Below are 22,326 nucleotides of genomic sequence, written 5' to 3'. Positions count from 1 at the left end.
GCGGCTTCTGCGGAGGCAGCAGCGGGGCGATCTGCTCCCACTGCGCGTCAGTCAGTTCAAAGCGTCGCATCAAGCCCACATGGGCCTGACCTCCCAGCCTGTGAACCCCTTTGCAGAGACGCCCTAGGCGTCGTGCGCCCCGCATCCGTTGACGCTCCGCCCGTCGAGGCCTACCCCATCCCCATGCGCACCGGTCTGATCCTCGACGATTACCAGCAGGCGGCCCTCGCGCTGGCGGACTGGGCGCGCCTCTCCGACCGCGTCGCGGTCTCCGCGATCAGCCAGCACATCCCGAACCCGGACGACCTCGTGGCGCGGATCGCGCAGGCCGAGATCCTCGTGATCATGCGGGAGCGGACACCGTTCCCGGCGGCTCTGCTGGAAAGGCTGCCGCGGCTGGAACTCCTCGTCACCAGCGGCATGCGCAACCTCGCCATCGACCTCGCGGCGGCTCGCGCGCGCAACGTCGTCGTCTGCGGCACCGATTCGAGCCCGACGCCGCCGACGGAGCTGACCTGGGCGCTGATCCTCGGACTGGCCCGCCACGTGGCGCCGGAGAGCTTGACCCTGCGCGCGGGCGGCCCCTGGCAGAGCACGATCGGGACCGATCTCGCCGGCGCGACCCTCGGCGTTCTGGGCCTGGGGAAGATCGGGACGCGGGTGGCCGAGATCGGGCGCGCCTTCGGCATGCGGGTGATCGCCTGGAGCCCGAACCTCGACGATGGCCGCGCCGCCGCCGCCGGAGTGGAGCGGGCGGCCTCGAAGGAGGCCCTGCTGGAGGCGAGCGACGTCGTCACGATCCACCTCGTGCTCGGCGACCGGACCCGCGGCCTCCTGGGCGCGGCCGAGCTGCGCCGCATGCGCCGCGACGCTTTTCTCGTGAACACCTCGCGCGCGCCGATCGTCGATCAGGCCGCGCTGGTCCAGGCGCTGGAGGAGGGCTGGATCGCCGGCGCGGGCCTCGACGTGTTCGAGACCGAGCCGCTGCCGCCCGACAGCCCGTTCCGACGCCTCCCGAACGTGCTGGCGCTGCCGCATCTCGGCTACGTGTCGCGCAACAACTACCGGACCTTCTTCACCCAGGCGGTGGAGGACATCGAGGCTTGGCTCGCCGGCGCCCCGATCCGGCAACTGGGCTGACGTCGCGGAGCCCGCCGGACCCGGACTCAGTCCCGGCGGGGGTCCAGCGCGTCCGCGAGGCCGTCGCCGATCAGGTTGAGCGCCACCAGGGTCGCGATCAGGAACGCGGCCGGGGCCGCGAGCAGGTGGGGCGCCGCCTCGATGGAGCGGGCGCCCTCGGCGATCAGGACGCCCCAGCTGGTCTGCGGCTCCTGCACGCCGAGCCCGAGGAACGACAGGAAGCTCTCCAGCAGGATCACCTGCGGCACCAGCAGCGTCGCCGTCACGGCCACCGGGCCGAGGGTGTTCGGCACGATGTGCCGGAGGATGATCCGGGGAGTCCCGAGGCCGAGAGCCCGCGCGGCGCGGACGAAGTCGCGCTCGCGCAGCGACAGGGTCACGGCGCGCACCACCCGGGCCATGTCGAGCCACTCCACCGCGGCGATCGCCACCAGCATGAGCAGCAGGCTCGGGCGGAAGAACACCAGCAGCAGGATCACGAAGAACACGAAGGGGAGGGCGTAGAGCACGTCGACGGCGCGCATCATCACGGCGTCGACGGCGCCCCCGACGAAGCCCGCCGTCGCCCCGTAGGCGACGCCGATGAGCAGGGCGACGAGGCTGGCGGCGAGCCCGATCGCCAGCGAGATCCGGCCCGCGACGAGACAGCGGGTCAGCAGGTCGCGGCCCTGGATGTCGGTGCCGAGGGGGAAGTGCAGGTGCCGGACCGGCACCGCCACGACGAGCCCGCGGCCGCCGTCCCGCTCGTCCAGGATTGTCGGGGTCCCGAACAGGGCCGAGCGCGGCAGGTAGACGAGGCTGCGCCGGTCGACGCCGGCGTCGGACCCGAGGGTGAGCCGCAACGTGTCGCCGTCGCGCGCGACGGCGTCGAGCCGCGCGCGCATGCGGAAGGCCAGGCGCTCGAGCGCCGGCCGGAGACGCGCGGCGTCGGGCTGCGCGGTGAGGCCGGCCGGGAGCTGGCGGAGGTCCGGATAGGCGCGCTCGGGGTCGTGGCCGGTGAGGCCCGGGCCGACCAGGCAGGCGAGGGCGATCAGGACCAGCACGGCGAGCGCCGCCACGGCGGTCCGCTCCCGCGCGAACCGGAGGACGGCGCGCCGGGCCGGGCCCGGCGCCGTGGCGGCCGCGGTCACGCCGCCACCCGGAGGCGCGGGTCGAGCCACGCGCAGGCGAGGTCGGCGGCGAGGTTGAGCAGGATCACCAGCCCAGCGACGAGCAGCACCGTGCCCATCACCAGCGTGTAGTCGCGGTTGAGGGCACCCTCCACGAAGTACCGGCCGATCCCCGGCAGCCCGAAGATCGTCTCGACCACCACCGAGCCGGTGAGCAGGGCCGCCGCCAGCGGTCCGAGATAGGCGACCACCGGCAGCAGCGCCCCCCGCAGGGCGTGCCGGGTGACGCGGGCCGGCGGCAGGCCGAGGCTGCGCATGGTGCGGACCGGCTGCGTCCGCAGGGCCTCGGCGAGCGAGGTCCGGGTGAGCCGGGCCAGGGCACCGACCTGCGGCAGGGCCAGCGTCGTCACCGGCAGGACGAGGTGGCTCGGGGCGCCGTCGTTCCAGCCGCCGAGCGGCAGCCAGCGCAGGGTCAGGCCGAAGGCGATCTGCAGCAGCGGCGCGACCACGAAGCTCGGCAGCGAGAGGGTCAGGGCGGCCCCGACGCCGAGGAGCCGGTCGACGAACCCGCCGCGCCGGAGCGCCGCCACGATCCCGAGTCCGACGCCGAGCGCGGAGGCCAGCGCGAGGGCGAGGGCGCCCAGCGTCGCGGAGACCGGCAGGCCGCGCGCGATCAGGCCGAGGACGCTCTGGTCGCGGAACGAGAAGGACGGACCGAGGTCGCCCCGCGCCAGCGCCGCGAGGTAGCTGCCGAACTGCGCGATCAGCGGCCGGTCGAGGCCGTAGACCCGGCGCAGATTCTCCATGGCGGCGGGCGCCAGCGGCCGCTCCAGGTCGAAGGGGCCGCCCGGGGCGAGCCGCATCAGGAAGAAGCTGACGATTACCACGGCGAGCAGCGTCGGCACCGCCTGGAGGAGGCGGCGCAGGATGAAGCGGATCACGCGTCGAGCCTCATGAAGCGGGTCGGCGCGGCGTTGCGCAGGTTCGGGTGGTAACCGTGCAGCCGCGGCGCGATCAGCGCCTTGGAGCGGTAGTGCATCAGCGGGATCCACGGCAGTTCGCGCAGGGCGATCGCCTCCGCGTCGTAGAGCAGGCCGGCCCGGCGGGTGAGGTCGCGCTCGGTGGCGGCCCGCGCCATCAGGGCGTCGTAGGCGGCGTCCGACCAGTGGCCGGCGTTCATGCCGTCATTCCCGCTCTGGAGCAGGAACAGGAAATTCTGCGGATCGGAATAGTCGGCGATCCAGCTGTAGCGGGCGACGTCGAAGTCGCCGCCGTCGCGCAGGTAGGCGAAATGCGTCTTCGCGTCCGTGTAGACGTAGCGCGTCACGATCCCGAGGTCGCGCCACATCTCGCCGAGCGCCACCGCGATGGTGCGGTTGTTGTCGCTGATGTTGAACCGGTACTCCACCGTGAGCGGCCGGTCCGGGCCGAACCCCGCCTCCGCGAGCAGGCGGCGCGCCTTCGCCTCGTGGTCGATCGGCAGGCCGAGGCGGCCCTCGGTCTCGGGGGGCGTGCGGTAATTGTCGAGGCCGGGCGGGCACAGGGAGTAGGCCGGGCTCATGGTGCCGCCGTTGAGGCCGTCGGCGAGGTACTCGCGGTCGATCACGAGCGACAGCGCCCGGCGGACGCGGCGGTCCGAGAACGGCGCCTTGCGGGTGTTCACCACCAGCGCCGCGAGCCCCAGCGAGGGGCCGAGCACCACCTGCGGCCCGAAGCGGCGGCGCAGGTCGGCGATCTGGTCGACGGGCAGGTCGGAGAGCGAGTCGATCTCGCCGGCGGCGTAGCGGCGCACCGCGGCAGCGATGTCGGGCGTCGGCAGGAAGGCGACCCGCGGAATCGCGAGGCTCGCGGCGTCCGGATGGTGCGGGTTGGCCTCCAGCGTGATCGCGCCGCCCGGCACGCGGTCGGCGAGCCGGTAGGGTCCGTTGGTCACGAGGTTTCCCGGCCGGGTGAAGCTGTCGCCGTAGCGCTCAACCGAGGCGCGGTGGACCGGCAGCGCGGTCTGGTGGGTCAGGAGCTCCAGGATGTAGGGCGTCGGCTGTTCCAGCGCGATCGCGAGCCGGAGCGGCGCCTCGGCGGCGACGCCGAGGGCGTCGGCCGGCGTCTCGCCGCGGTTCACGGCGGCGGCGTTGCGGATCGGGAACAGGATCTCGGCGTATTTCGCCGCCGTGGCCGGATCGAGCATCCGGCGGAACGCGTAGACGAAGTCGTCGGCGGTGACCGGCTCGCCGTTCGACCAGCGGCCGTCGGGGCGCAGGTCGAACCGCAGGTTCACCCCGTCCTCGGAGATCGACCAGGCGCGCGCGGCGCCCGGGATGATCGTGCCCCGGTTGTCGTAGGTGAGCAGCCCGTCGCAGAGGTCGCGCAGGATGTGCGCCTCCGCGACCGTGGACGAGCGGTGCGGGTCCAGCGTCTCGGGATCGGCGTCGTTGCCGCGGCGGTAGAGCGCGTCGGCCGCGCGGGCGGGCCGCACGGCCGCGAGGGCGAACGCGCCGACCAGCCAGTCGCGCCGGCGCGGGCGCACGGTCAGGCGCCGGTGTCCGGCTTCAGGCCGGCCGCCTCGATCCCCGCCACCGCGCAGATCTCGTCGTTGTCGGAGGTGTCCCCGGAGATGCCGACCGCGCCGAGGAGGCGTCCCTCGCCCGAGCGGATCAGCACGCCGCCCGGCACCGGCACGAGGGCGTCGGGCCCGGCGAGGTGCGTCACGGCGGCGACGAAGTAGGGCTGCTGCTCGGCCCGCGCGTGGATCGCCCGGGAGCCGAGGCCCAGCGCCAGGGCACCGTTGGCCTTGCCACTCGCGATCTCGGCCCGGCGCAGGGACGTGCCGTCCTCGACCGCGACCGCCTTCAGCGCGCCGCGGGCATCGTAGACGACGACGGCGAGGGGCTTGAGGTTGCGGGCGCGCGCCTCCCGAAGGGCGGTGTCGACGACGGTGCGGGCGGCCTCGAGGGTCAGGTCGATCATCGGATTCCAACACGGACGCCGCTCCGGGCGGCGTCTCCATCCTTACGGACGGGCGCGCACCGGGTCCACCGACGCGGATCGCTGCGGCCTCCGTTACACGACCTCGTCGTTCGGCGGCCGGCGCGACCTCGACCCGCCGGCCTGCGAGCGCCTGCGCGCCGGTGTCCCGCGGGCGCGCTGACGGATCACGCCGGTCGCGCGGCCGGCAGGCGGATGATGCTCGCCAGGAACGCGTCGTAGCCGGCCGCCACCGCCTCCGGCCGCTCGAAATGCGGGAACGCGCCGGTCGGCAGGGTGTCGACGCGCCAGTTCGGCCGGTCGGCGACCCGCGGCACCAGCCGGTAGTCGACGAAGTCGCCGCGCTCCCCGTGCACCATCCAGACCGGGAGGCGGAGGCGCTCGTAGAGGCGGGTCGCGTCGGTGGGGAACAGGTGGCCCGCGATGAAGCAGTACGGGGCGTGCTCGGCACCGGGCTGGTGAGCCGAGGCGTGATCGTAGGCGAGCGAGCCCTCGTCGATCTCGGAGGAACCGAAGGTCTTCTCCAGGAAGAACCGCATGCTCGGCCGCGTGACCAGCGCGTCGAAGAGGGGACGCCCGAGAGGGGGGCGGTCTAGGACGCGGAGCAGCCAGTCGCGGCCGCGGTGGCCGTCCGGCGGACCCTCCCCGGAGAGGCGGGCGTCGAATCCCGTCGGGCTCACCAGCGCGAGGCTGCGATAGGCGTCGGACCGCTCCAGGCTCGCCCGCGCCAGGAACGAGCACGAGAGCGACAGGGCGAGGGCGTCGATTGCCCATCCGCCGTGCCGGCTCCGGATCTCGTCGACCGCCGCGTGGATCGCCTCCACCATCAGGCGCGGCGTGTAGCGGCGGCGCGAGCGCTCCGAGAAGCCGAAACCCGGGAGTTCCAGGGCGTAGACCGGGCGCGTGCCGCGGTAGCGCAGGTACAGCGGCCGGACCTCGTAGGCGTTGGCCGCCGCGTTGATCGAGTGGATCAGCAGGAGCGGCACGCCCTCGGCCTCAGCGGAGCCGTAGAGCGACAGCGCGCCGGCGCGGCGGGTCCGGATCCGCTCGTGGCGGCCCGGCAGGGCGGGCGGCAGGGTCATCCGCCGGTCCACCGCCAGCGCGCTCCAGCCGACCAGGGCCGCCGCCGAGCCGGCGAGCGTCAGGGCCGCCGCGGTCGCGGCGCGACCGGTGCGATGGCGGGACACGGAACTCATCGGAACACCTCGACGTCCTTCCCGCGACGGCGGGCCGTGCGCGACAACGCCGGGCCCGCGGGGAAGTGCCCTTCCGGACGCTACGAGGCGTGGCCGGCGAGGCTGCCGGCATTCACCGCCGGGGCCCGGCTCGCCGGCCGCGCCGGCGACTCGCCCCGGCCCGCGGCCTCGCGCAGGAAGTCCACCGTCGGCGCGTCGTTGAGCCAGCCCTGGACGCGCTGCGAGATCAGGAGCTTCCGCTCGCGGCGGTCGTAGTTCGCGTAGGAGGCGGCGACGAATTCGGGCCGGCTCATCGTGCGCGCGGGGCCGGACCGGCGCGTCTCCGCCTTGAAGAACAGGGCGCTGCCGGGCACGCCGTAATGCTGGGCGATCTCCGGATAGACCGGCCAGCTGCCCTGGCCGCCGAGATCGTCCGGGAGGAACGCGTCGAGGTCGCATTCCTCGAAGGGCACGCCGGCCCGGGTCAGCAGGCCGCGGGCGAGGTCGGCCACCACGTAGAGCTTCGTGTGGTTGATCGAGTGCATGAAGCAGCCCCGACGCGCCCAGCGCGTGAGGTGCGTGTCGAGATCGTACCCGGCCTGGACGCCGAGGCCGCGCAGGTACGCGACCGACTCGTCCCAGAGATTGAAGTATCCGAGGCGCTCGAAGACCGGCTCGGAGAACAGCCGCAGCGCCTGCGCCTGCGAGAAGCCCGACAGGTAGGCGAACAGCGTGATCGCGGAGTGCGAGTGCCCCATCGGACCCGAGATCAGGCCGTTCAGCGTGACGTGATCCTGAACGCCCACGTGGACGAGGTCGGGATGGTAGGCGCTGAACACGATGGTCGGGATCAGACGGACCTTCGGGTGCGTCCGCAGCGTGTCGATCGTGCCGCCGCCCTTGAACTTGGGCAGGTAGATGCTGGTGAAGACGTGGTCGTAGCCGTCCGCGTGCGCCATCAGGTCGGCGAGCCGCGGGAACCGGCGGGACGCCGTGAAGGCCGAGACGAAATCCACCTGGGCGTGCGGCAGCAGGTAGCGCATCGTCTTGGCGATGGATCCGGCCTGGCAGACACCGATCACGAGGATGCGCGGCGAGCCGGTCCGCTTCTTCCCGAACTGCGCGAGCCGGTGCCGCGCGCGCCAGAGGCTATCGACGGTCAACATCCGGCCTCTCTCGCATGTCCGCGGGCCGCGGGCAAACACCGCACCCGTGCGGATCTCGCGGGCCGGGACCGCCGATCGCGTCCTTCGGGAGGAGCCCCCTCGCGGTGCGGACCGCGGGACGGCTCGCGCGACCCGCACGGCGGAGCCGCGGCTCACGGCGACGCGCGCCGCCTGTGGATCGACCGGGCCCGGAGGGACCCGCTCGATGATCTCGATTATTCGGAGCGCCGCCCGCCATCTCTGGAAAAAAAGCGGAAGCAACGCGTACAAAGGCCGCCCAATTCCAAAGATGTCGCCGCAATATGCGCGGCCACGAAACTCTGTCACGGAGACGATTCAACCTGCGCGCCGTTGACAGAGTCAAGTCGTTGGATACAAATCCGATTCAACGAAGCATGAAGCTCGCGGACTGGGCGCTCGCGGTCATGAGGACCGGCAGGCCCCCGATGACCGAGGTGGACCCTCTCTCTCGCCGTGACTCCGCGTCAGCGGCCGCTCCGACGGGCGCGGCGCGCTCCCGACCGACCTGCCCGGACAACCGGCCTCGGTCCGAGCCGCTCGGACGGCGCAGCCGCGGCATGCCCGCAGTGGCGCTCCTCCGCATCGCCGCGACGGTCGTCGATTCACGCCCGCATGGCCGTCGGCAACCGGCCGATGCGCGGGCGACGGCGCTGCGCGGGTCTGAGGCCGGGTTCCGCATCGGGTCGAAAGCTGGAGACTGCGCGATGGATTACGTACCTCCGATGGCCGCGCTCACGGCGGCCGCACAGAAGGCGCCGCCCGGCGAGGCGATCGCGCTCACCCCGGCGCGCGACGTGAAGCCCGTCGCGGCGCCGGATCCGCGGTCGATCTACACGCTCACGCCGGAGGCGGCCGGGGCCGTCTTCGCGCTCGTCGAGAACCGCATCCAGGTGATCGACGCCGCGCTCGACGTGACCGACCGGCGGGGCACGCAGGTCGTGGCCGCCGCGATGGCGACGGCCACGGCGACGACCCCGGTCGTGTCGCCGGAGACGACGAAGACGATCGGCGCCGCCAATCGCAACTGGAGCGAGGATGTCCGGTTGGATCACAGCCCGTCCCGGCTCGTCGGCGCCGACACAGTCGTGGCGTACGACAGCCCGCGGGTCACGGCGGCCTGGAGCCTGGCCTTTCCGGACGTGGCCGGCCGGCGGTTCCGGGCCGTGCAATTGCCGGGTCCGAGCCTCCGCTCCGTCCTGCGCGAGGCAGAGGCCGGTTTAAACGACACGGGGAGCGACATCTACCTGCTCTGCAACAGCGCGCATTTCGAGACGATCCGCCAAGCCCACCCACGCACCCACATCAACTGGATCAACGTCGACAACGACGAGATCGTCGTCGTCTGGCGGAAGCCGTCCGCGGAGGGCTAGGGACAGGCCCGACCGGCTCGGGACGGCCGCGTCCGGACCGGGTCTGGCCACTCGGACGAACCAGAGCCGTATCCGACCATGTTGCAACGGTCGGGAAGGACGGCGAGCCCGGTCTCGCCAGCCGCGCCAGCCCCCCTCTCCCGTGCGGGAGAGGGGACCCGCGCCTCGTTCGGCACGGGCTCGCCGATCGCCTGCGTCCCAACCCGATCGGGAACGGCTCTAGCGCGCGGCGCGCAGGCGCGATCAGAGCGTCGGCAGCACCGCGCGCAGGTGGGCGGCGAAGGCGCGGGTCAGCGGCGCGGCGTGCGCCTCGTCCAGGCGGATCGTCAGGCCGATCCGCGGCAGCGCGGGCAGGCCGCTGCCGCGGCTCAGGACGCGCAGGTCGGGCGGGACCGCGGCGCGGGTGAGGACCGCGACCGCCTGGGCGGAGCGCGCCACCGACAGCAGCCCGGACAGGCTGCCGCTCGCGTAGGCGATCCGGTACGCGCGCCCGCCCGCTTCGAGGGCGGCCCGCGCCGCCCGGTGGTCGAGCGTGTCGGGATCGCCGAGCGCGAGCGGCAGCGGGTCGGGCCACGGCGCGGCGGCGCCGCGCGGCGCCACCCAGACGAGGTCCTCGCGCCGCAGGATCTCCCGCCCGGCCGCCAGCGGGACCGAGACGAGGGCCAGATCGAGCCCGCCGCGGGCGAGCCGGTCCTCCAGACGGGGCGTCGCGCCGCAGACCACCTCGATCGCCGCGTCGGGGTGCAGGTGCGCGAAGCCGCGCAGCAGGGTGGGGAGGAAGGCCTGCGCGTAATCGTCCGGGCAGCCGAACCTGAGCGTGCCGTTGAGGCGCCCACCGGACAGTTCCGCCACCGCGTCGTCGTGCGAGGCCAGGATCCGGCGCGCGTGGACGAGGAGGCGCTCGCCCTGGACCGTGAGCGCCACCCCGCGCCCGGTCCGTCGCAGTAGCGGCTGCGCGACCAGATCCTCCAGCCGCTTCATCTGCATGCTGAGGGCGGCCTGGCTGCGCCCGACCCGCTCGGCGGCCCGGCTCAGCGCGCCCGTCTCCGCCACCGTGGCGAAGCTGCGCAGGAGGTCGATGTCGAGGCTGCGGGCCATCAGGATCGCTGAACCCTCGGTTCAGAACTATAAGCTTCTCTGGGGTTGCGGGCGGTCCTAGCATGGCGGGGCCTGCCACGGGACCCGGATCGATGACGACGCGGAACGACGACCCCGACTTCTGGACGCGCGCGCGCCGGCACCTCGTGCGCTACGGCGGCGCCTTCGCGCCGGTCATCATCGAACGCGCGGAGGGCAGCTTCGTCTACGACGCGGACGGCCGGAAGATCCTCGACTTCACCTCCGGCCAGATGAGCGCGATCCTGGGTCACGGGCATCCCGAGATCGCTGCCGTCGTCGCCGACCATGTCGGGCGCCTGGATCACCTGTTCAGCGGCATGCTGAGCCGGCCGGTGGTCGACCTCGCGACCGCGCTGGCCGGCCTCGCCCCCGGCGGGCTGGAGCGCGCGCTTCTCCTGACCACCGGCGCCGAGGCCAACGAGGCCGCCCTGCGCATGGCCAAGCTCGCCACAGGCGGCTGGGAGATCGTCAGCTTCGCGCAGTCGTGGCATGGCATGACGGCGGGGGCCGCTTCGGCCACCTACAGCGCCGGCCGCAAGGGCTACGGCCCGGCCCCCGTCGGGTCCTTCGCGATCCCGGCCCCGAACGCCTACCGCCCGACCTTCGCGCGAGACGGGGCCGCCGACTGGCAGACCGAGCTCGACTACGCCTTCGCGCTGGTGGACCGGCAGTCGACCGGCAACCTCGCCGCCTTCCTGGCGGAGCCGATCCTCAGCTCCGGCGGCATCCTCGAACTGCCGCCCGGCTACCTCGCGGCGCTCAAGCGCAAGTGCGACGAGCGGGGCATGCTGCTGATCCTCGACGAGGCCCAGACCGGCATCGGGCGCACCGGCCTGATGTTCGCCTGCGAGCGCGACGGGGTGGTGCCCGACATCCTCACCCTGTCGAAGACCCTGGGCGCCGGCCTGCCCCTCGCGGCGGTCCTGACCACGCCGGAGATCGAGGATCTCTGCCACGCCCGCGGCTTCCTGTTCTACACGACGCACGTCTCCGACCCGCTTCCCGCCGCGGTCGGCCTCAAGGTGCTGGAGATCGTCCGGCGCGACGGGCTGGTCGGCCGGGCCGAGGCGGCCGGCGCGCGGCTCGCGGCGCGGCTGCGGGCGCTGCAGCAGCGCTTCGCCTGCATCGGCGACGTGCGCGGGCGCGGCCTCCTGCAGGGCGTGGAGATCGTGGCCGACCGGGACACGAAAGTGTCGGCCCCGGAGCTCGGCGACGCGATCACGCGGCGCTGCCTCGAGCTCGGGCTGAGCATGAACATCGTGCAGCTGCCCGGCATGGGCGGCGTGTTCCGCATCGCCCCGCCGCTCACGGCCACGGACGCGGAGATCGACCTCGGGGTCGACATCCTGGAGCGGGCGATCGAAGGCGCGGTGTGAGGCGGCCCCGTCAGGCCGCCTCAATCTCCGCGCTGACCGTCAGCCACTCCTCCTCGGCGGCGGCGAGCGCGGTCGCGGCGTCCGACCGCATCTTGGCGATCTCGCCGGCCTTGGCGGCGTTCTCCCGGAACGCGGACCCGTCCTCCAGGGCCGCGTCGATCTTCTGGATGGCCGCGGTCAGCTTGGCCATCCGCGCCTCGATCGCCTCCAGCCGCTTGCGCAGGGGCGCGAGGGCCGCGCGGCGCTCGACGCCGGCGCGGCGCGCCTCGGCCTTCTGGCCGCCGGAGGGCTCTGAGTCGCGCTCGACCTCGCGCTCGGGCCCCGACAGGACGAAGCGCCGGTAATCGTCCATGTCGCCGTCGAAGGTCTTCACCGTGCCGTCCGCGACCAGCCAGAGCCGGTCGGCGCAGGCCTCGACGAGGAACCGGTCGTGCGAGACGAGGATGACGGCGCCCTCGTAGTCGTTGATCGCCTCCACGAGGGCCTGCCGGCTCTCGATGTCGAGGTGGTTGGTCGGCTCGTCGAGGATCAGGAGGTGCGGGCCGTGAAAGGCCGCGAGCCCCATGAGCAGCCGCGCCTTCTCGCCGCCCGACAGCTTCTCGACCGGCGTGTCGGCCTTGTTGGCGCCGAATCCGAGCCGCGCCGTCGCGCTGCGGACCTTCGCCTCGGGGACATCCGGCATCAGGGTCCGGACATGCGCGTAGGCGCTCTCGGCGGGGCGCAGCTCGTCGAGCTGGTGCTGGGCGAAGTAGGCGACCTCCATCTTGGAGGAGCGCTTCACCTCGCCGGCGACCGGCCCGAGCCGGCCGCCGATCAGCTTGCAGAAGGTCGACTTGCCGTTGCCGTTCGCGCCCAGCAGCGCGACCCGGTCGTCCGGCGCGAGGCTGAGGTCGAGGCCGGTCAGGACGATCCGGTCCCCGTAGCCGGCCTTCACGCGCTCCATGGCGACGATCGGCGGCGACAGCGGCTTCTCCGGGCTCGGCAGGTGGATCACCGGCACGTCGTCCTCGAGGAGCGCGGCGATCGGCTCCATCTTGGCGAGCCGCTTCATCCGCGACTGCGCCTGCCGCGCCTTGGTGGCCTTGGCCTTGAAGCGGTCGATGAAGCTCTGCAGGTGGGCGCGCTCGGCATCCTGCTTGGCCTTCGCCTTGGCCTGGAGGACGCGCTTCTCCGAGAGCTGCTTGGCGAAGCTGGTGTAGCCGCCGCGGTAGATCGCCAGCTTGCCGCGGTCGAGGTGCAGGATGTGGTCGACGCTGGTGTCGAGCAGGTCGCGGTCGTGGCTGATGATGATCGCGGTGCGCGGGTAGCGTTCCAGGTAATCGTACAGCCAGAGCGTGCCCTCGATGTCGAGGTAGTTGGTCGGCTCGTCGAGGAGCAGCAGGTCCGGCTCCGAGAACAGGACGGCGGCGAGCGCCACGCGCATGCGCCAGCCGCCGGAGAAGTCGGCGCAGGGCCGCGCCTGGGCCGCCGCGTCGAAGCCCAGCCCGTGCAGGATCGCGGCGGCCCGGGCCGGCGCCGAGTGGGCGCCGATATCCACGAGCCGCGTCTCGATCTCGGCCCGGCGCAGACCGTCCGCGTGCTCGGCCTCCGCCATCAGGCGGGCGCGCTCCGTGTCGGCGGCGAGCACGACCGCGTGCAGCGTCTCCGGTCCGGCCGGCGCCTCCTGGGCGACGGCGCCGATCCGCATGCCCTTGGGCAGCGACACCGACTTCGCGTCGACCGGCAAGTCTCCGAGAATGGCCTTGAACAGGGTGGTCTTGCCGGCCCCGTTGCGCCCGACCAGCCCGACGCGGGCCCCTTCCGGGATCGTGAAGCTCGCGGAATCGAGAATCAGACGGTCGCCGATGCGATAGGTGAGGTCGTTGACACGCAGCATGCCGGCGTTCTGGCGGTCCGGACGCCGCGAGGCAAGCGCCGCCGTCGCGCGGGCTGGCCGGCGGCCCCGTGACGCCCCCCGACACAACGCGACGCCTATTTTAAGCTTGAAACATCAGCTTCGGCTGTCGGATTTTTAACGGAATGCCGTCAAACCTGCGGCGAGTGCTGTGCAAATAGACGCTGATAGTGCGTTCATCGGCTCTAGAACGTCGGCACGCGAGCCGGCGAAGCGCCCGGGCGGGGGCGAGCCACAGGGGGGAATCTTGGGCCAGACCCTGATCCTGACCGACGATGTCGAGCGCGCGGAGAGGCTCGCGCGCAATCTCGGCGGCGTCACGCCCGTTGTGCTGCACGACCTCTACGGCGACGCCGTCCCGCCGCGGGGGGCGGCGCTGATCATCAGCGACGTCAGCGCGCTGACCTCCGAATCCGTGCGGCGCCTGCGCCAGGCGCTGTCCACGGCGCGCGAGCCCGGCATCCCGTTCCTGGCCCTGATCCACGGCAACCTCGGCCGCGGCGAGATCCAGGCCACCGCCCTCGGCGCGACCCGCGCAATGCCGGCCGCTGCGGTCAACGTCATGCTGCTGAACGCGGTCGCGACCCTGATCGGAGCCGCCAAGGCCCCGCCGCAGACCGGCAACTGGCGCGAGCAGGTGAACGAGGCCCGCTCGGCCTTCGTCAGCCTGTTCCGTGCCGATCAGGCGCCCCCGGCCGCGCTGGTCGAGAACGGCGCCGACCTGGTCAACCAGGCGATCCGCGAGGCCAAGGTGCGCGAATGGCTCAGGGTCGTGGCGAGCTTCGACGACGTCACGCACCGGCACTGCCTGAGCGTGGCCGGAATCGCGGCCGAGTTCGCGCGCGTCCTGGGGCTCAACGAGGCGGATTCGCGCTACCTCGTCAAAGGCGCGCTGCTCCACGACATCGGGAAGGCCAAGATTCCCCTCGCGATCCTGAACAAGCCCGCGCCGCTGACGCCGACGGAGCGCGCCGAGATGGCGCGCCACCCGGCGCTCGGACACGAGATGCTGCTCACGGGCGACTACGACGCGCTGACCCTGTCGGTGGTCCGCTCGCACCACGAGTATCTCGACGGGTCGGGCTATCCGGACGGGCTGCGCGGGCAGCAGATCCCCGACCTCGTCCGGCTGATCACCATCGCCGACATCTTCGCCGCGCTGATCGAGGTCCGCCCCTACAAGGCGCCGAAGGCCCCGCGCGAGGCCTACGCCATCCTCGAGTCGATGGGGACGAAGCTCGATGCGGACCTCGTCCGCGCCTTCGGCGCGGTCGCGGTCGCCTGCGAGACGCCCCGCCGCGCCTCCGCCTGAACCCGACCCTCAGACGAGTTCCCAGGCCTTGCCGTCCCGCATCAGGGCGGTGACGAGGGCGTGGTTCAGCTCGTGCCCCGTGTGGAACGCCGAGATCCGGCCCTCGACCGGGTGGCCCGCCAGCGCGAGGTCGCCGACGAGGTCGAGGATGCGGTGGCGGACCGGCTCGCCGGGGACGCGCATCCCGCCCAGCACGTGCCCGCGCACCAGCAGCGCTGCCGAGCGGGGCGAGACGCCCTGCAGGAAGTCGTTCCGCATCAGGTAGCCGTAGGCGCGGCCTGCCATGGCCCGCGCGTAGCGCCCGAAGCTGCGGGCCGGCGCGATCTCCCGCTCGAAGGAGTCCGGCGTGATCGCGCCCGACCAGTCGATCGATCCGAAATGCGCCAGCGCGACGTGGCCGGTGATGTGCAGGCCCGGGCCCGGCTCGATCTCGAGGCGGCGCCGCCCGTTCTCGACCGCCACCGTGCGCAGCAGGCGGATCACCCGGCAGGGCAGGCTCTGCTCGCGCCGACCCGCGATCCGTATCGCCTCACACCAGGGCGTCGCGCTCCCGTCGAAGATCGGCAACTCGTCGGCGTCGATCTCGGCCAGCACGTTGTCGATCCGCAGCGCGCTGAGCGAGGCCATGAGGTGCTCGATCGTGCGCACGAGGACGCCGTCGCGTCGCAGCGCCGAGGAGAGCGGCTGCGATTCCCGGTAGTGCCAGTGGGCGGGCACGTCGACCGCCCGTCCGTCCCTCAGGTGGCGGCGGAAGACGATGCCGTGGCCGGCCGGGGCGGGGCTGACGCGGACCGTGGCGTGCCGCCCGGAATGGAGGCTGCGGCCCGAACGCTCGAAGGGGCGCGCGAGCGTCGCCTGCTGGCGGGGACCGGTGGAGGATGTCGAGCGCGGGAAAGGTACGTCTTGATGCATCGATACTGCCCGCCTCGGCGGGCCAGGAATTTAGCCCTGATACCTGATCCACGCTAATAAACTCCTGTTCATCGGGACGCGGCTTGACCGCCCCGCCCGCGACCGTCACGATTGCGGCGCCCGATCGATCCAGCACCGCCCCGGCGGGGCGCGGCTTCACTGTGCGGGCTGCTCCCGTCCCCAGATCTGCTGGCCGGCCCCCGTCAGGGCAGGGACGGAGGCCGGAGTTGAGGGAACACGATCGATGGCGCGGTTGGGGACAATACCTTTCTTCAAGGATCCCGGCATCGAGCTCAGCCCCTACGAGCCCCGCTGCCACTGGCGCCGCTTCGACGAGAACGAGGTCCTCGTCGACTTCGACGATATCTCCACCGACGTGTACTTCATCGCCTCCGGCGAGGTCCGCATCCTGAACCGCACCCAGTCCGGCAAGGAAGTCATCCTGGGCGAGATGCGGGGCGGGGCCTTCTTCGGCGAGCTCGCCGCCATCGACGGGATCGGCCGCTCGGCCAACGTCACGGCGCTGACGCGCGGCGAGGTCTGCGTGGTGCCGGCGGCGGTCTTCCGGCAGATCGTGTTCGCCTCCGAGGCGATCGCCGACCGGCTGTTCCGCCTCCTGGCCAAGCGTGTGCGCGAGCTGAACACGCGGCTCATGGAGCACGCCCTGCTCGACCTGAAGCACCGGCTCTACGCCGAGCTGCTCCGCCTCTCCGTGCCGCGGGCCGGCACGGCGGGCGAGCGGGTGGTCTCGCCGCCGCCCTACCACCACGTGCTCGCCGCGCGGATCGGCTGCCGCCGCGAGCAGGTGACCCGGGAGTTCACCGCGATGGCGGCGGAGGGACTGGTCGACCGCACCCGCGGCGCCCTGGTCCTGCGCCGGCCCGACCTCCTGGAAGCGCGCGTGGCCGAGGCGCTGCGCGAGGATTCCTGATCCGTTGTCCGAGGGGCCTGCGCCGCGCCTGCGGCTGGAGGAGCTGACCAAGCGCTTCGGCACCCATCGGGCCGTCGACGCCGTGTCCCTCGACCTCGAGGCGGGGGAGTTCTTCTGCCTGCTCGGCCCGTCCGGCTGCGGCAAGAGCACACTCCTGCGCATGATCGCGGGTTTCGAGAGCCCGACCTCGGGGCGGATCCTGCTGGGCGAGCAGGATCTCACCGCGCTGCCGCCCCATCGGCGGCCGGTCAACATGATGTTCCAGTCCTACGCCCTGTTCCCGCACATGAGCGTGGCCGGCAATATCGGCTACGGGCTGAAGGGCCTCGCCCGCTCCGCCGTGGCGGAGCGCGTGTCGGAGCTGCTCAAGCTCGTGCGCCTGGACGGATTCGGCGACCGTCGCCCGGAGACGCTTTCGGGCGGCCAGCGCCAGCGGGTCGCCCTGGCCCGGGCGCTCGCCCGGGAGCCGAAGCTGCTGCTGCTCGACGAGCCGCTCGGCGCGCTCGACCGCGGCCTGCGCGAGGAGACGCAGGGCGAGCTGCGCGCGGTCCAGCGCCGCCTCGGCACCGCCTTCGTGGTCGTCACGCACGATCCCGAGGAGGCGATGATGCTCGCCGACCGGATCGGCGTCATGGAGGCGGGCCGCCTGATCCAGGTCGGGCCGCCGGCCGACCTCTATCGCCGCCCGGCGAGCCGCTTCGTCGCCGGCCTTCTCGGCGACGTGAACCTCATCCCCGGCCGGATCGGCGCCGGGGGCGCCGACACGGTCCGCACGGTCGAGACCGCGCACGGCCCCGTGCGGGGCGTCGCGGAGGCCGCGCTCGCGGAGGGGGCCGCGGTCGTGGTGGCGGTGCGGCCCGAGGACGTGGTGCTGGGCGCCGAGGGGCTGCCGGTGGTCGTCGCCGACGCCGTGTTCCTGGGCGACCGGGTGCGCCGGACGCTGCGCCTGCCCGACGGCGCGACGCTGCGGGCGAGCGGGCGGCCCGCGGAGACCGCCGCGGCGCCGGGCTCGGACGCACGGGCCAGCTTCCCCGCCGACGTCGCCGTGATCCTGCCGGCATGAGGGCCGCGGGAGCGGAGGCCGACCGCGCGACCGGGCGAACGGAGGCCGGGTCCGCGCGCGTCCGGAAGCGCGGCCGGCTGTTCGACCGTCTGGCGCGCCTGCCGCCCTTCCTGTGGCTGGCGGCGTTCTTCCTGCTGCCCTTCGTCATCACCCTGAAGATCAGCCTCTCGGAGCCGGCGACGGCGATCCCGCCCTACCTGCCGCTGCTCGATTGGCGCGGCGGGCTCGACGGCTGGTCGGCCTTCCTCGAAGCCCTGAACTTCGACAATTACCTCACGCTCGCCGCCGACCCCCTCTACCGCGACGCCGCCCTGGGCTCCCTGACCTACGCGGGCGTCGCCAGCCTGCTCCTCGTCGCCCTCGGGACGCCGCTCGCCTACGCCCTGGCGCGGGCGCCGTCCCGCTGGCAGCCGCTCCTCGTGGCGCTGGTGATCGTGCCGTTCTGGACGAGCTTCCTGATCCGGATCTACGCCTGGATCGCGATCCTGAAGCCCGAGGGACTGCTCAATCTCGCCCTGCGCCGGCTCGGCCTGATCGACGCGCCGCTGACGATCCTCAACACCGACGCGGCGGTGATCGTCGGGCTCGTCTACGCCTACCTGCCCTTCATGGTGCTGCCGCTCTACGCGGTGATGAACCGCCTCGATCCGACCCTGCGCGAGGCCGCGGCGGATCTCGGCGCCTCGCCGAGCCGGGTGTTCTGGACCGTGACCGTGCCGCTCAGCCTGCCCGGGATCGCGGCCGGCGCGGGGCTCTGCTTCATCCCGATGGTCGGCGAGTTCGTCATCCCGGACCTGCTCGGCGGGTCGGAGACGCTGATGCTCGGCCGGGTGCTCTGGAGCGAGTTCTTCTCGAATCGCGACTGGCCGCTCGCCGCGGCGGTCGCCGTGCTGATCCTCGCCATCGTCATCGGACCGGTGGTGCTGTTCCGGGACAGCCTGCGCGCGGGCGAGGGCGAGGCGCCGTGAGCTGGGTGACCCGCACCGCCCTGGTGGCCGGCCTGGGCTTCCTCTACGGGCCGATCGCGGTGCTGATCGTGTACTCGTTCAACGCCTCGCCGATGGTGACGGTCTGGGGCGGGTTCTCGACCCGCTGGTACGGCGCCCTGCTCGCCGACGCGCCGCTCCTGTCGGCCGCCTGGGTCTCCCTGAAGGTCGCTGTCCTCGCGAGCCTGCTCGCCACGATCCTGGGGACGCTGGCCGCGCTCGCCCTGGAGCGGCAGGGCCGCTTCCGCGGTCGCGCCCTGTTCACGGGTCTCGTCTTCGGGCCGATCGTGATGCCGGAGGTGATGATCGGGCTGTCGCTCCTGCTCATGTTCATCGGGATCGGGCTGGACCGCGGCCTCGCGACGATCGTCATCGCGCACACGACCTTCTGCACCGGGTTCGTGGCGGTGGTGGTCGGCGCGCGCCTGCGCGGACTCGACCGGTCCCTCGAGGAGGCCGCGGCCGATCTCGGGGCGGCGCCGGCGCGCGTGCTGATGACCGTGACGCTGCCGCTGCTCGCGCCCGCCCTCGCGGCCGGCGCGCTCCTCGCCTTCACCCTGTCGCTCGACGACCTGGTAATCGCGAGCTTCGTCTCCGGCCCGGGCTCCACCACCCTGCCGATGCGGCTCTACAGCCAGGTCCGGCTCGGCGTGAACCCGGAGATCAACGCGGCCTCGACCCTCCTCGTCGGGCTGGTGAGCGTCGCGGTGCTGCTGGCGTCCTGGCTGACCGCCCGCCGCGGACAGGGCTGAGCGGCGTCACTCCGCGGCCTGCGCCGCGGTCGCGCCCCCGCGCACCATCTGCGCGACGGCGACCGTCACGACGATGTTCACCACCAGCGCCACGATGCCGACATTCACGTCCTGGAGCGGTCCCAGGACCGGCAGCTTCGCCAGGCTGAACCCGGAGAGGACCGTCGCCGCCACGGTGGCCACGCCCGCCACGATGCCGGCGATGGCGGCGCGGCGGTCGAGGGGATTGCGGCGCATCAGGCTGGTGATGAAGCAGGGGAAGAGCTGCGTCACGAAGTTGTAGCCCATGAGCAGGAGCTGCACGATCGTGTCGCCGCCCGACAGGGTGAAGCCGACGCAGACCAGCGCCAGCACCGGCACGAGGATCTTGCACAGCCGCGCGGTCGCGGCGTCGTCCATGCCGGGGCGCAGCGGCCGGACGAGGTTGTTCGCCACCAGGGTGACGCCGGCGATCAGGATCATGGAGCCCGGGACGAGGGCGGTCAGCACCCCCGTGGCGCCGATCAGCCCGATCACCCACGGCGGGAAGGTCGCGAGGGAGAGCTTGAACAGCGAGAGGTCGACGTCGGGCCCCGTCAGGCCCGGCACCTGCATCACGGCGGTGAAGCCGATCACGAACACGAACAGGTTGATCAGCTGGTAGATCGGCAGGATCACCGCGTTGCGGCGGAAGGCGCCCGGCTCGCGCGCCGTGTAGAGCGACGCGAAGGTGTGGGGCCACATGTAGCCGCCGAGCGCTGTGAGCAGCACCGTGGTGGTGAACCAGGTCGGGCTCTGGCCGCGGTCGGGCAGGGCCAGGAAGCCGGGCTTCGCCGCCTCGATCGCCGTGAACAGGCCCTCGTAGCCGCCGTAATAGTGGACCGGCAGGTAGATCCCGAGGAACACCACCACGAACAGGATGCTGGTGTCCTTGATCACGGCCGTCCAGGCGGAGCCGTGCACGCCCGACACCACGACGTAGGCCGTGAGCGCGGCCGCGCCGATCCAGACCGCGGTCGTCGACGAGATCGCGCCGTAGGACGCCGTCGAGACGATGATCCCGAGGCCCTTGAACTGCAGCACGAGGTAGGGGACGAGGGCGACGATCCCCACGAGCGCCACCAGCATGCCGAGCGCGCGGCTGCCGTACTTGCGCGCGAAGAAGTCGGGCTGCGTGTAGAGGTTGTGCTGCTTGGCGTAGCGCCAGACCGGCGGCAGCAGCCAGTACGAGGTGACGTAGGCGAGCGTCAGGTAGCAGAGGATGTAGTAGGCGGGGCCGCCCTTGCCGTAGGCGATGCCGGAGCCGCCGAGGAACGTGAAGGTCGTGTAGATCTCCCCGGCCATCAGCAGGAAGACCAGGGCGGTGCCGAAGCCGCGGCCGCCGACGGTCCACTGCTCCAGCCCCATCTCGCGGCCCAGCCGCGCGTAGAGACCGAGCCCGATCGCCAGCGCGAAGCCGGCCGCCACGATGACGAGCGCGATGCTCATCGGGGATCCTCCGGCGCGCGGTTCTGAGGGTCGGTCAGGTAGATCACCCCCATCACGGCGGAGGTTCCGATCACGCAGAACACCAGCCAGGCGAGGAGCAGCGGCAATCCGAACACGAAGGGCTCGACCCGGTTCAGGAAGAACGGGCCGACCAGGATGCCGAGGAAGGGCAGGGCGGCCAGCCACCGCAGATTTCGCATGCGCGATACCGTTCAGAAGGCCCCGATATCGCGGGTTGAATCAGTCACGGACCGCTGTCAACGCCGCGATTGCCCATCGGCGCTCATCCCGATCGCGTCCCGATCACGTCTGCGTGCTGTGCGCTCGCGCACGCGGCCGCGCTCCGGGCGCGCCTATCCTCGCGCAGCGTCGCGCCGTCCGACACGGCGGATGCCGAAGGATTTCACGATGACCCGCACTCTGACCATCGCGGCGCTGGCCGCGCTCCTCGCCGTTCCGGCGGTCCAGGCGGAGGCCCGCCCGCGGCACGCCCCCGCCAAGGCACAGCCCAGCGCCGCGATCAAGGCGCGCCAGACCGTCCTGAACGATTTCAACGCGCGGATGAGCCGCCTGGACGCGCTCATGGGCACCCCGAGCACGTCGTCGGTCCGCGCGCGCTCGGCCGAGGCCGGCCGCTAGGAAACGTGACGCGCCAGTCGCCCGGACCGGCGCGTCGACTCAGCGGCCAAGGCCGCCCGCCTCCTCGACGAAACGCGCCACCGCGTCCGCGCCCGCGCCCTCGCGCAGGGACGCGAACACGTACGGCCGGGTGCCGCGCATCCGCTGCGTGTCGGATTCCATCACCGACAGGTCGGCGCCGACGAGCGGCGCGAGGTCGGTCTTGTTGACGATCAGCAGGTCGGACCGGGTGATTCCCGGACCGCCCTTGCGGGGGATCTTCTCGCCGCCGGCGACGTCGATCACGTAGAGCGTGATGTCGGCGAGTTCCGGCGAGAACGTCGCCGCGAGGTTGTCGCCGCCGGACTCGATCAGCACGAGGTCGAGCTTCGGGAAGCGCCGGCTCATCTCGGCGACGGCGGCGAGATTGATCGAGGCATCCTCCCGGATCGCCGTGTGCGGGCACCCCCCGGTCTCGACGCCGAGGATGCGCTCCTCCGGCAGGGCGCCCGCGACCGTGAGGATCCGCGCGTCCTCCTTCGTGTAGATGTCGTTGGTGATGGCGCAGATCTCGTAGCGGTCGCGGAAGCGCTTGCAGAGCTGCTCCATCAGGGCGGTCTTGCCGGAACCGACAGGTCCGCCGATGCCGACGCGGAGGGGGCCGTTCGTGGAGGTCATGCTGCGGGCTCAGGATCGGAAGATGCGGGAATACTGGGTCTCGTGGCGGAAGGAGCCGAGATCCAGGCGGAAGGTGGCGGCACCGAGCGCGTCGAGATCCGCCGTCGCGGCCGCCTCGGCGAGCCCGGCGAGGCGCGGCGCGAGGGCGGCAACGACCCGCGTGCCGGCGGCCTGACCCACGGGCGCGGGCCCGGGGGGCGCGGGGGGGGGGGGGGTGGGGGAGGGGGGGGCCGCGGGGGGGGGGGCGGGGGCCGC

21 protein-coding genes and 1 pseudogene are annotated in these 22,326 nt (G+C 72.7%); 9 read left to right on the top strand and 13 right to left on the bottom strand.

Annotated features, from left to right (window positions below):
• Nucleotides 1-183 precede the first annotated feature (183 nt).
• A complete protein-coding gene (locus ACLBYE_RS20905) occupies nt 184-1,140 on the top strand; it encodes a D-2-hydroxyacid dehydrogenase family protein (RefSeq protein ID WP_447695629.1) in 957 nt (318 codons plus the stop codon).
• A 26-nt stretch (nt 1,141-1,166) separates the two neighbouring features.
• Here ACLBYE_RS20905 and ACLBYE_RS20900 read toward each other — a convergent pair whose 3' ends face one another.
• The 6 genes from ACLBYE_RS20900 to ACLBYE_RS20875 all read right to left on the bottom strand — a co-directional run bounded on the left by ACLBYE_RS20900 (nt 1,167) and on the right by ACLBYE_RS20875 (nt 7,572).
• Nucleotides 1,167-2,270, bottom strand: a complete 1,104-nt coding sequence (locus ACLBYE_RS20900; protein ID WP_447695628.1) for an ABC transporter permease — start codon at nt 2,268-2,270, stop codon at nt 1,167-1,169.
• Nucleotides 2,267-3,190, bottom strand: a complete 924-nt coding sequence (locus ACLBYE_RS20895; RefSeq protein WP_447695627.1) for an ABC transporter permease — start codon at nt 3,188-3,190, stop codon at nt 2,267-2,269. Before ACLBYE_RS20895 ends, ACLBYE_RS20900 begins: the two co-directional genes overlap by 4 nt.
• Nucleotides 3,187-4,773: a peptide ABC transporter substrate-binding protein gene (locus ACLBYE_RS20890; protein ID WP_447695626.1), complete on the bottom strand. Its 1,587-nt coding sequence runs from the start codon at nt 4,771-4,773 to the stop codon at nt 3,187-3,189. Before ACLBYE_RS20890 ends, ACLBYE_RS20895 begins: the two co-directional genes overlap by 4 nt.
• A gap of 2 nt (nt 4,774-4,775) precedes the next feature.
• The gene (locus tag ACLBYE_RS20885) at nt 4,776-5,213 is read right to left on the bottom strand and encodes a GlcG/HbpS family heme-binding protein (RefSeq protein WP_091976607.1); all 438 of its coding nucleotides are present in this window, start codon (nt 5,211-5,213) and stop codon (nt 4,776-4,778) included.
• 185 nt (nt 5,214-5,398) lie between these two features.
• On the bottom strand, nt 5,399-6,427 hold the full coding sequence (locus tag ACLBYE_RS20880) for an alpha/beta fold hydrolase (RefSeq protein ID WP_447695625.1): 1,029 nt from the start codon (nt 6,425-6,427) through the stop codon (nt 5,399-5,401).
• 80 nt (nt 6,428-6,507) lie between these two features.
• Entirely contained in the window at nt 6,508-7,572 is a 1,065-nt protein-coding gene (locus ACLBYE_RS20875) for a WcbI family polysaccharide biosynthesis putative acetyltransferase (protein WP_447695624.1), read from the bottom strand.
• 725 nt (nt 7,573-8,297) lie between these two features.
• On the opposite strand from ACLBYE_RS20875, the gene ACLBYE_RS20870 reads away from it, so the two are divergent.
• Nucleotides 8,298-8,963 carry a hypothetical protein gene (locus ACLBYE_RS20870; RefSeq protein ID WP_447695623.1) on the top strand — a complete coding sequence of 222 codons (666 nt, stop codon included), beginning with the start codon at nt 8,298-8,300 and terminating at the stop codon, nt 8,961-8,963.
• 243 nt (nt 8,964-9,206) lie between these two features.
• Here ACLBYE_RS20870 and ACLBYE_RS20865 read toward each other — a convergent pair whose 3' ends face one another.
• The gene (locus ACLBYE_RS20865) at nt 9,207-10,061 is read right to left on the bottom strand and encodes a LysR substrate-binding domain-containing protein (RefSeq protein ID WP_447695622.1); all 855 of its coding nucleotides are present in this window, start codon (nt 10,059-10,061) and stop codon (nt 9,207-9,209) included.
• Between the two features lie 92 nt (nt 10,062-10,153).
• Here ACLBYE_RS20865 and ACLBYE_RS20860 point away from each other — a divergent pair, with 92 nt between their 5' ends.
• The gene (locus ACLBYE_RS20860) at nt 10,154-11,458 is read left to right on the top strand and encodes an aspartate aminotransferase family protein (RefSeq protein WP_447695621.1); all 1,305 of its coding nucleotides are present in this window, start codon (nt 10,154-10,156) and stop codon (nt 11,456-11,458) included.
• 10 nt (nt 11,459-11,468) lie between these two features.
• Here the strand turns inward: ACLBYE_RS20860 and ACLBYE_RS20855 are convergent, their stop codons facing one another.
• The gene (locus tag ACLBYE_RS20855; RefSeq protein WP_447695620.1) at nt 11,469-13,334 is read right to left on the bottom strand and encodes an ABC-F family ATP-binding cassette domain-containing protein; all 1,866 of its coding nucleotides are present in this window, start codon (nt 13,332-13,334) and stop codon (nt 11,469-11,471) included.
• Between the two features lie 265 nt (nt 13,335-13,599).
• Here ACLBYE_RS20855 and ACLBYE_RS20850 point away from each other — a divergent pair, with 265 nt between their 5' ends.
• On the top strand, nt 13,600-14,664 hold the full coding sequence (locus tag ACLBYE_RS20850; protein WP_447695619.1) for an HD-GYP domain-containing protein: 1,065 nt from the start codon (nt 13,600-13,602) through the stop codon (nt 14,662-14,664).
• 9 nt (nt 14,665-14,673) lie between these two features.
• On the opposite strand, the gene ACLBYE_RS20845 is transcribed toward ACLBYE_RS20850, so the two are convergent.
• A complete protein-coding gene (locus tag ACLBYE_RS20845) occupies nt 14,674-15,576 on the bottom strand; it encodes a UDP-3-O-acyl N-acetylglycosamine deacetylase (RefSeq protein WP_447695618.1) in 903 nt (300 codons plus the stop codon).
• Between the two features lie 244 nt (nt 15,577-15,820).
• On the opposite strand from ACLBYE_RS20845, the gene ACLBYE_RS20840 reads away from it, so the two are divergent.
• From ACLBYE_RS20840 to ACLBYE_RS20825, 4 genes are read left to right on the top strand one after another with little or no spacing between them, the layout of a single operon-like run.
• Nucleotides 15,821-16,507, top strand: a complete 687-nt coding sequence (locus ACLBYE_RS20840) for a Crp/Fnr family transcriptional regulator (protein WP_447695617.1) — start codon at nt 15,821-15,823, stop codon at nt 16,505-16,507.
• Between the two features lie 4 nt (nt 16,508-16,511).
• Nucleotides 16,512-17,570 carry an ABC transporter ATP-binding protein gene (locus tag ACLBYE_RS20835; protein WP_447695616.1) on the top strand — a complete coding sequence of 353 codons (1,059 nt, stop codon included), beginning with the start codon at nt 16,512-16,514 and terminating at the stop codon, nt 17,568-17,570.
• On the top strand, nt 17,567-18,538 hold the full coding sequence (locus ACLBYE_RS20830) for an ABC transporter permease (RefSeq protein WP_447695615.1): 972 nt from the start codon (nt 17,567-17,569) through the stop codon (nt 18,536-18,538). Before ACLBYE_RS20835 ends, ACLBYE_RS20830 begins: the two co-directional genes overlap by 4 nt.
• A complete protein-coding gene (locus tag ACLBYE_RS20825) occupies nt 18,535-19,308 on the top strand; it encodes an ABC transporter permease subunit (RefSeq protein WP_447695614.1) in 774 nt (257 codons plus the stop codon). Before ACLBYE_RS20830 ends, ACLBYE_RS20825 begins: the two co-directional genes overlap by 4 nt.
• 6 nt (nt 19,309-19,314) lie before the next feature.
• Here the strand turns inward: ACLBYE_RS20825 and ACLBYE_RS20820 are convergent, their stop codons facing one another.
• On the bottom strand, nt 19,315-20,775 hold the full coding sequence (locus ACLBYE_RS20820; protein WP_447695613.1) for a sodium:solute symporter family protein: 1,461 nt from the start codon (nt 20,773-20,775) through the stop codon (nt 19,315-19,317).
• Nucleotides 20,772-20,975 carry a DUF3311 domain-containing protein gene (locus tag ACLBYE_RS20815; protein WP_056528530.1) on the bottom strand — a complete coding sequence of 68 codons (204 nt, stop codon included), beginning with the start codon at nt 20,973-20,975 and terminating at the stop codon, nt 20,772-20,774. Before ACLBYE_RS20815 ends, ACLBYE_RS20820 begins: the two co-directional genes overlap by 4 nt.
• 208 nt (nt 20,976-21,183) lie before the next feature.
• Between ACLBYE_RS20815 and ACLBYE_RS20810 the strand changes: the two genes are divergently transcribed.
• Complete coding sequence (locus ACLBYE_RS20810) at nt 21,184-21,414, top strand: hypothetical protein (RefSeq protein WP_447695612.1); 231 nt, start codon at nt 21,184-21,186, stop codon at nt 21,412-21,414.
• 39 nt (nt 21,415-21,453) lie between these two features.
• Here the strand turns inward: ACLBYE_RS20810 and ureG are convergent, their stop codons facing one another.
• Nucleotides 21,454-22,071: an urease accessory protein UreG gene (gene ureG / locus ACLBYE_RS20805; protein WP_020091939.1), complete on the bottom strand. Its 618-nt coding sequence runs from the start codon at nt 22,069-22,071 to the stop codon at nt 21,454-21,456.
• A 9-nt stretch (nt 22,072-22,080) separates the two neighbouring features.
• Nucleotides 22,081-22,326 (bottom strand): annotated as a pseudogene (locus ACLBYE_RS20800) (hypothetical protein); the annotation flags it as partial.

It is taken from the genome of Methylobacterium sp. A52T (assembly GCF_053346095.1).
Note: the sequence above shows the minus strand (reverse complement) of the source record. Positions and strands in the feature narration are given on the sequence as shown.

Excerpts from the sequence above, each read along its gene's own strand:
- ACLBYE_RS20815 (WP_056528530.1), bottom strand. The coding sequence starts at position 20,975 with ATGCGAAATCTGCGGTGGCTGGCCGCCCTGCCCTTCCTCGGCATCCTG.
- ACLBYE_RS20860 (WP_447695621.1), top strand. The coding sequence starts at position 10,154 with ATGACGACGCGGAACGACGACCCCGACTTCTGGACGCGCGCGCGCCGG.
- ACLBYE_RS20830 (WP_447695615.1), top strand. The coding sequence starts at position 17,567 with ATGAGGGCCGCGGGAGCGGAGGCCGACCGCGCGACCGGGCGAACGGAG.
- ACLBYE_RS20875 (WP_447695624.1), bottom strand. The coding sequence starts at position 7,572 with ATGTTGACCGTCGATAGCCTCTGGCGCGCGCGGCACCGGCTCGCGCAG.
- ACLBYE_RS20870 (WP_447695623.1), top strand. The coding sequence starts at position 8,298 with ATGGATTACGTACCTCCGATGGCCGCGCTCACGGCGGCCGCACAGAAG.
- ACLBYE_RS20845 (WP_447695618.1), bottom strand. The coding sequence starts at position 15,576 with ATGCATCAAGACGTACCTTTCCCGCGCTCGACATCCTCCACCGGTCCC.
- ACLBYE_RS20880 (WP_447695625.1), bottom strand. The coding sequence starts at position 6,427 with ATGAGTTCCGTGTCCCGCCATCGCACCGGTCGCGCCGCGACCGCGGCG.
- ACLBYE_RS20810 (WP_447695612.1), top strand. The coding sequence starts at position 21,184 with ATGACCCGCACTCTGACCATCGCGGCGCTGGCCGCGCTCCTCGCCGTT.
- ACLBYE_RS20865 (WP_447695622.1), bottom strand. The coding sequence starts at position 10,061 with ATGGCCCGCAGCCTCGACATCGACCTCCTGCGCAGCTTCGCCACGGTG.
- ACLBYE_RS20820 (WP_447695613.1), bottom strand. The coding sequence starts at position 20,775 with ATGAGCATCGCGCTCGTCATCGTGGCGGCCGGCTTCGCGCTGGCGATC.
- ACLBYE_RS20855 (WP_447695620.1), bottom strand. The coding sequence starts at position 13,334 with ATGCTGCGTGTCAACGACCTCACCTATCGCATCGGCGACCGTCTGATT.
- ureG (WP_020091939.1), bottom strand. The coding sequence starts at position 22,071 with ATGACCTCCACGAACGGCCCCCTCCGCGTCGGCATCGGCGGACCTGTC.
- ACLBYE_RS20905 (WP_447695629.1), top strand. The coding sequence starts at position 184 with ATGCGCACCGGTCTGATCCTCGACGATTACCAGCAGGCGGCCCTCGCG.
- ACLBYE_RS20885 (WP_091976607.1), bottom strand. The coding sequence starts at position 5,213 with ATGATCGACCTGACCCTCGAGGCCGCCCGCACCGTCGTCGACACCGCC.
- ACLBYE_RS20840 (WP_447695617.1), top strand. The coding sequence starts at position 15,821 with ATGGCGCGGTTGGGGACAATACCTTTCTTCAAGGATCCCGGCATCGAG.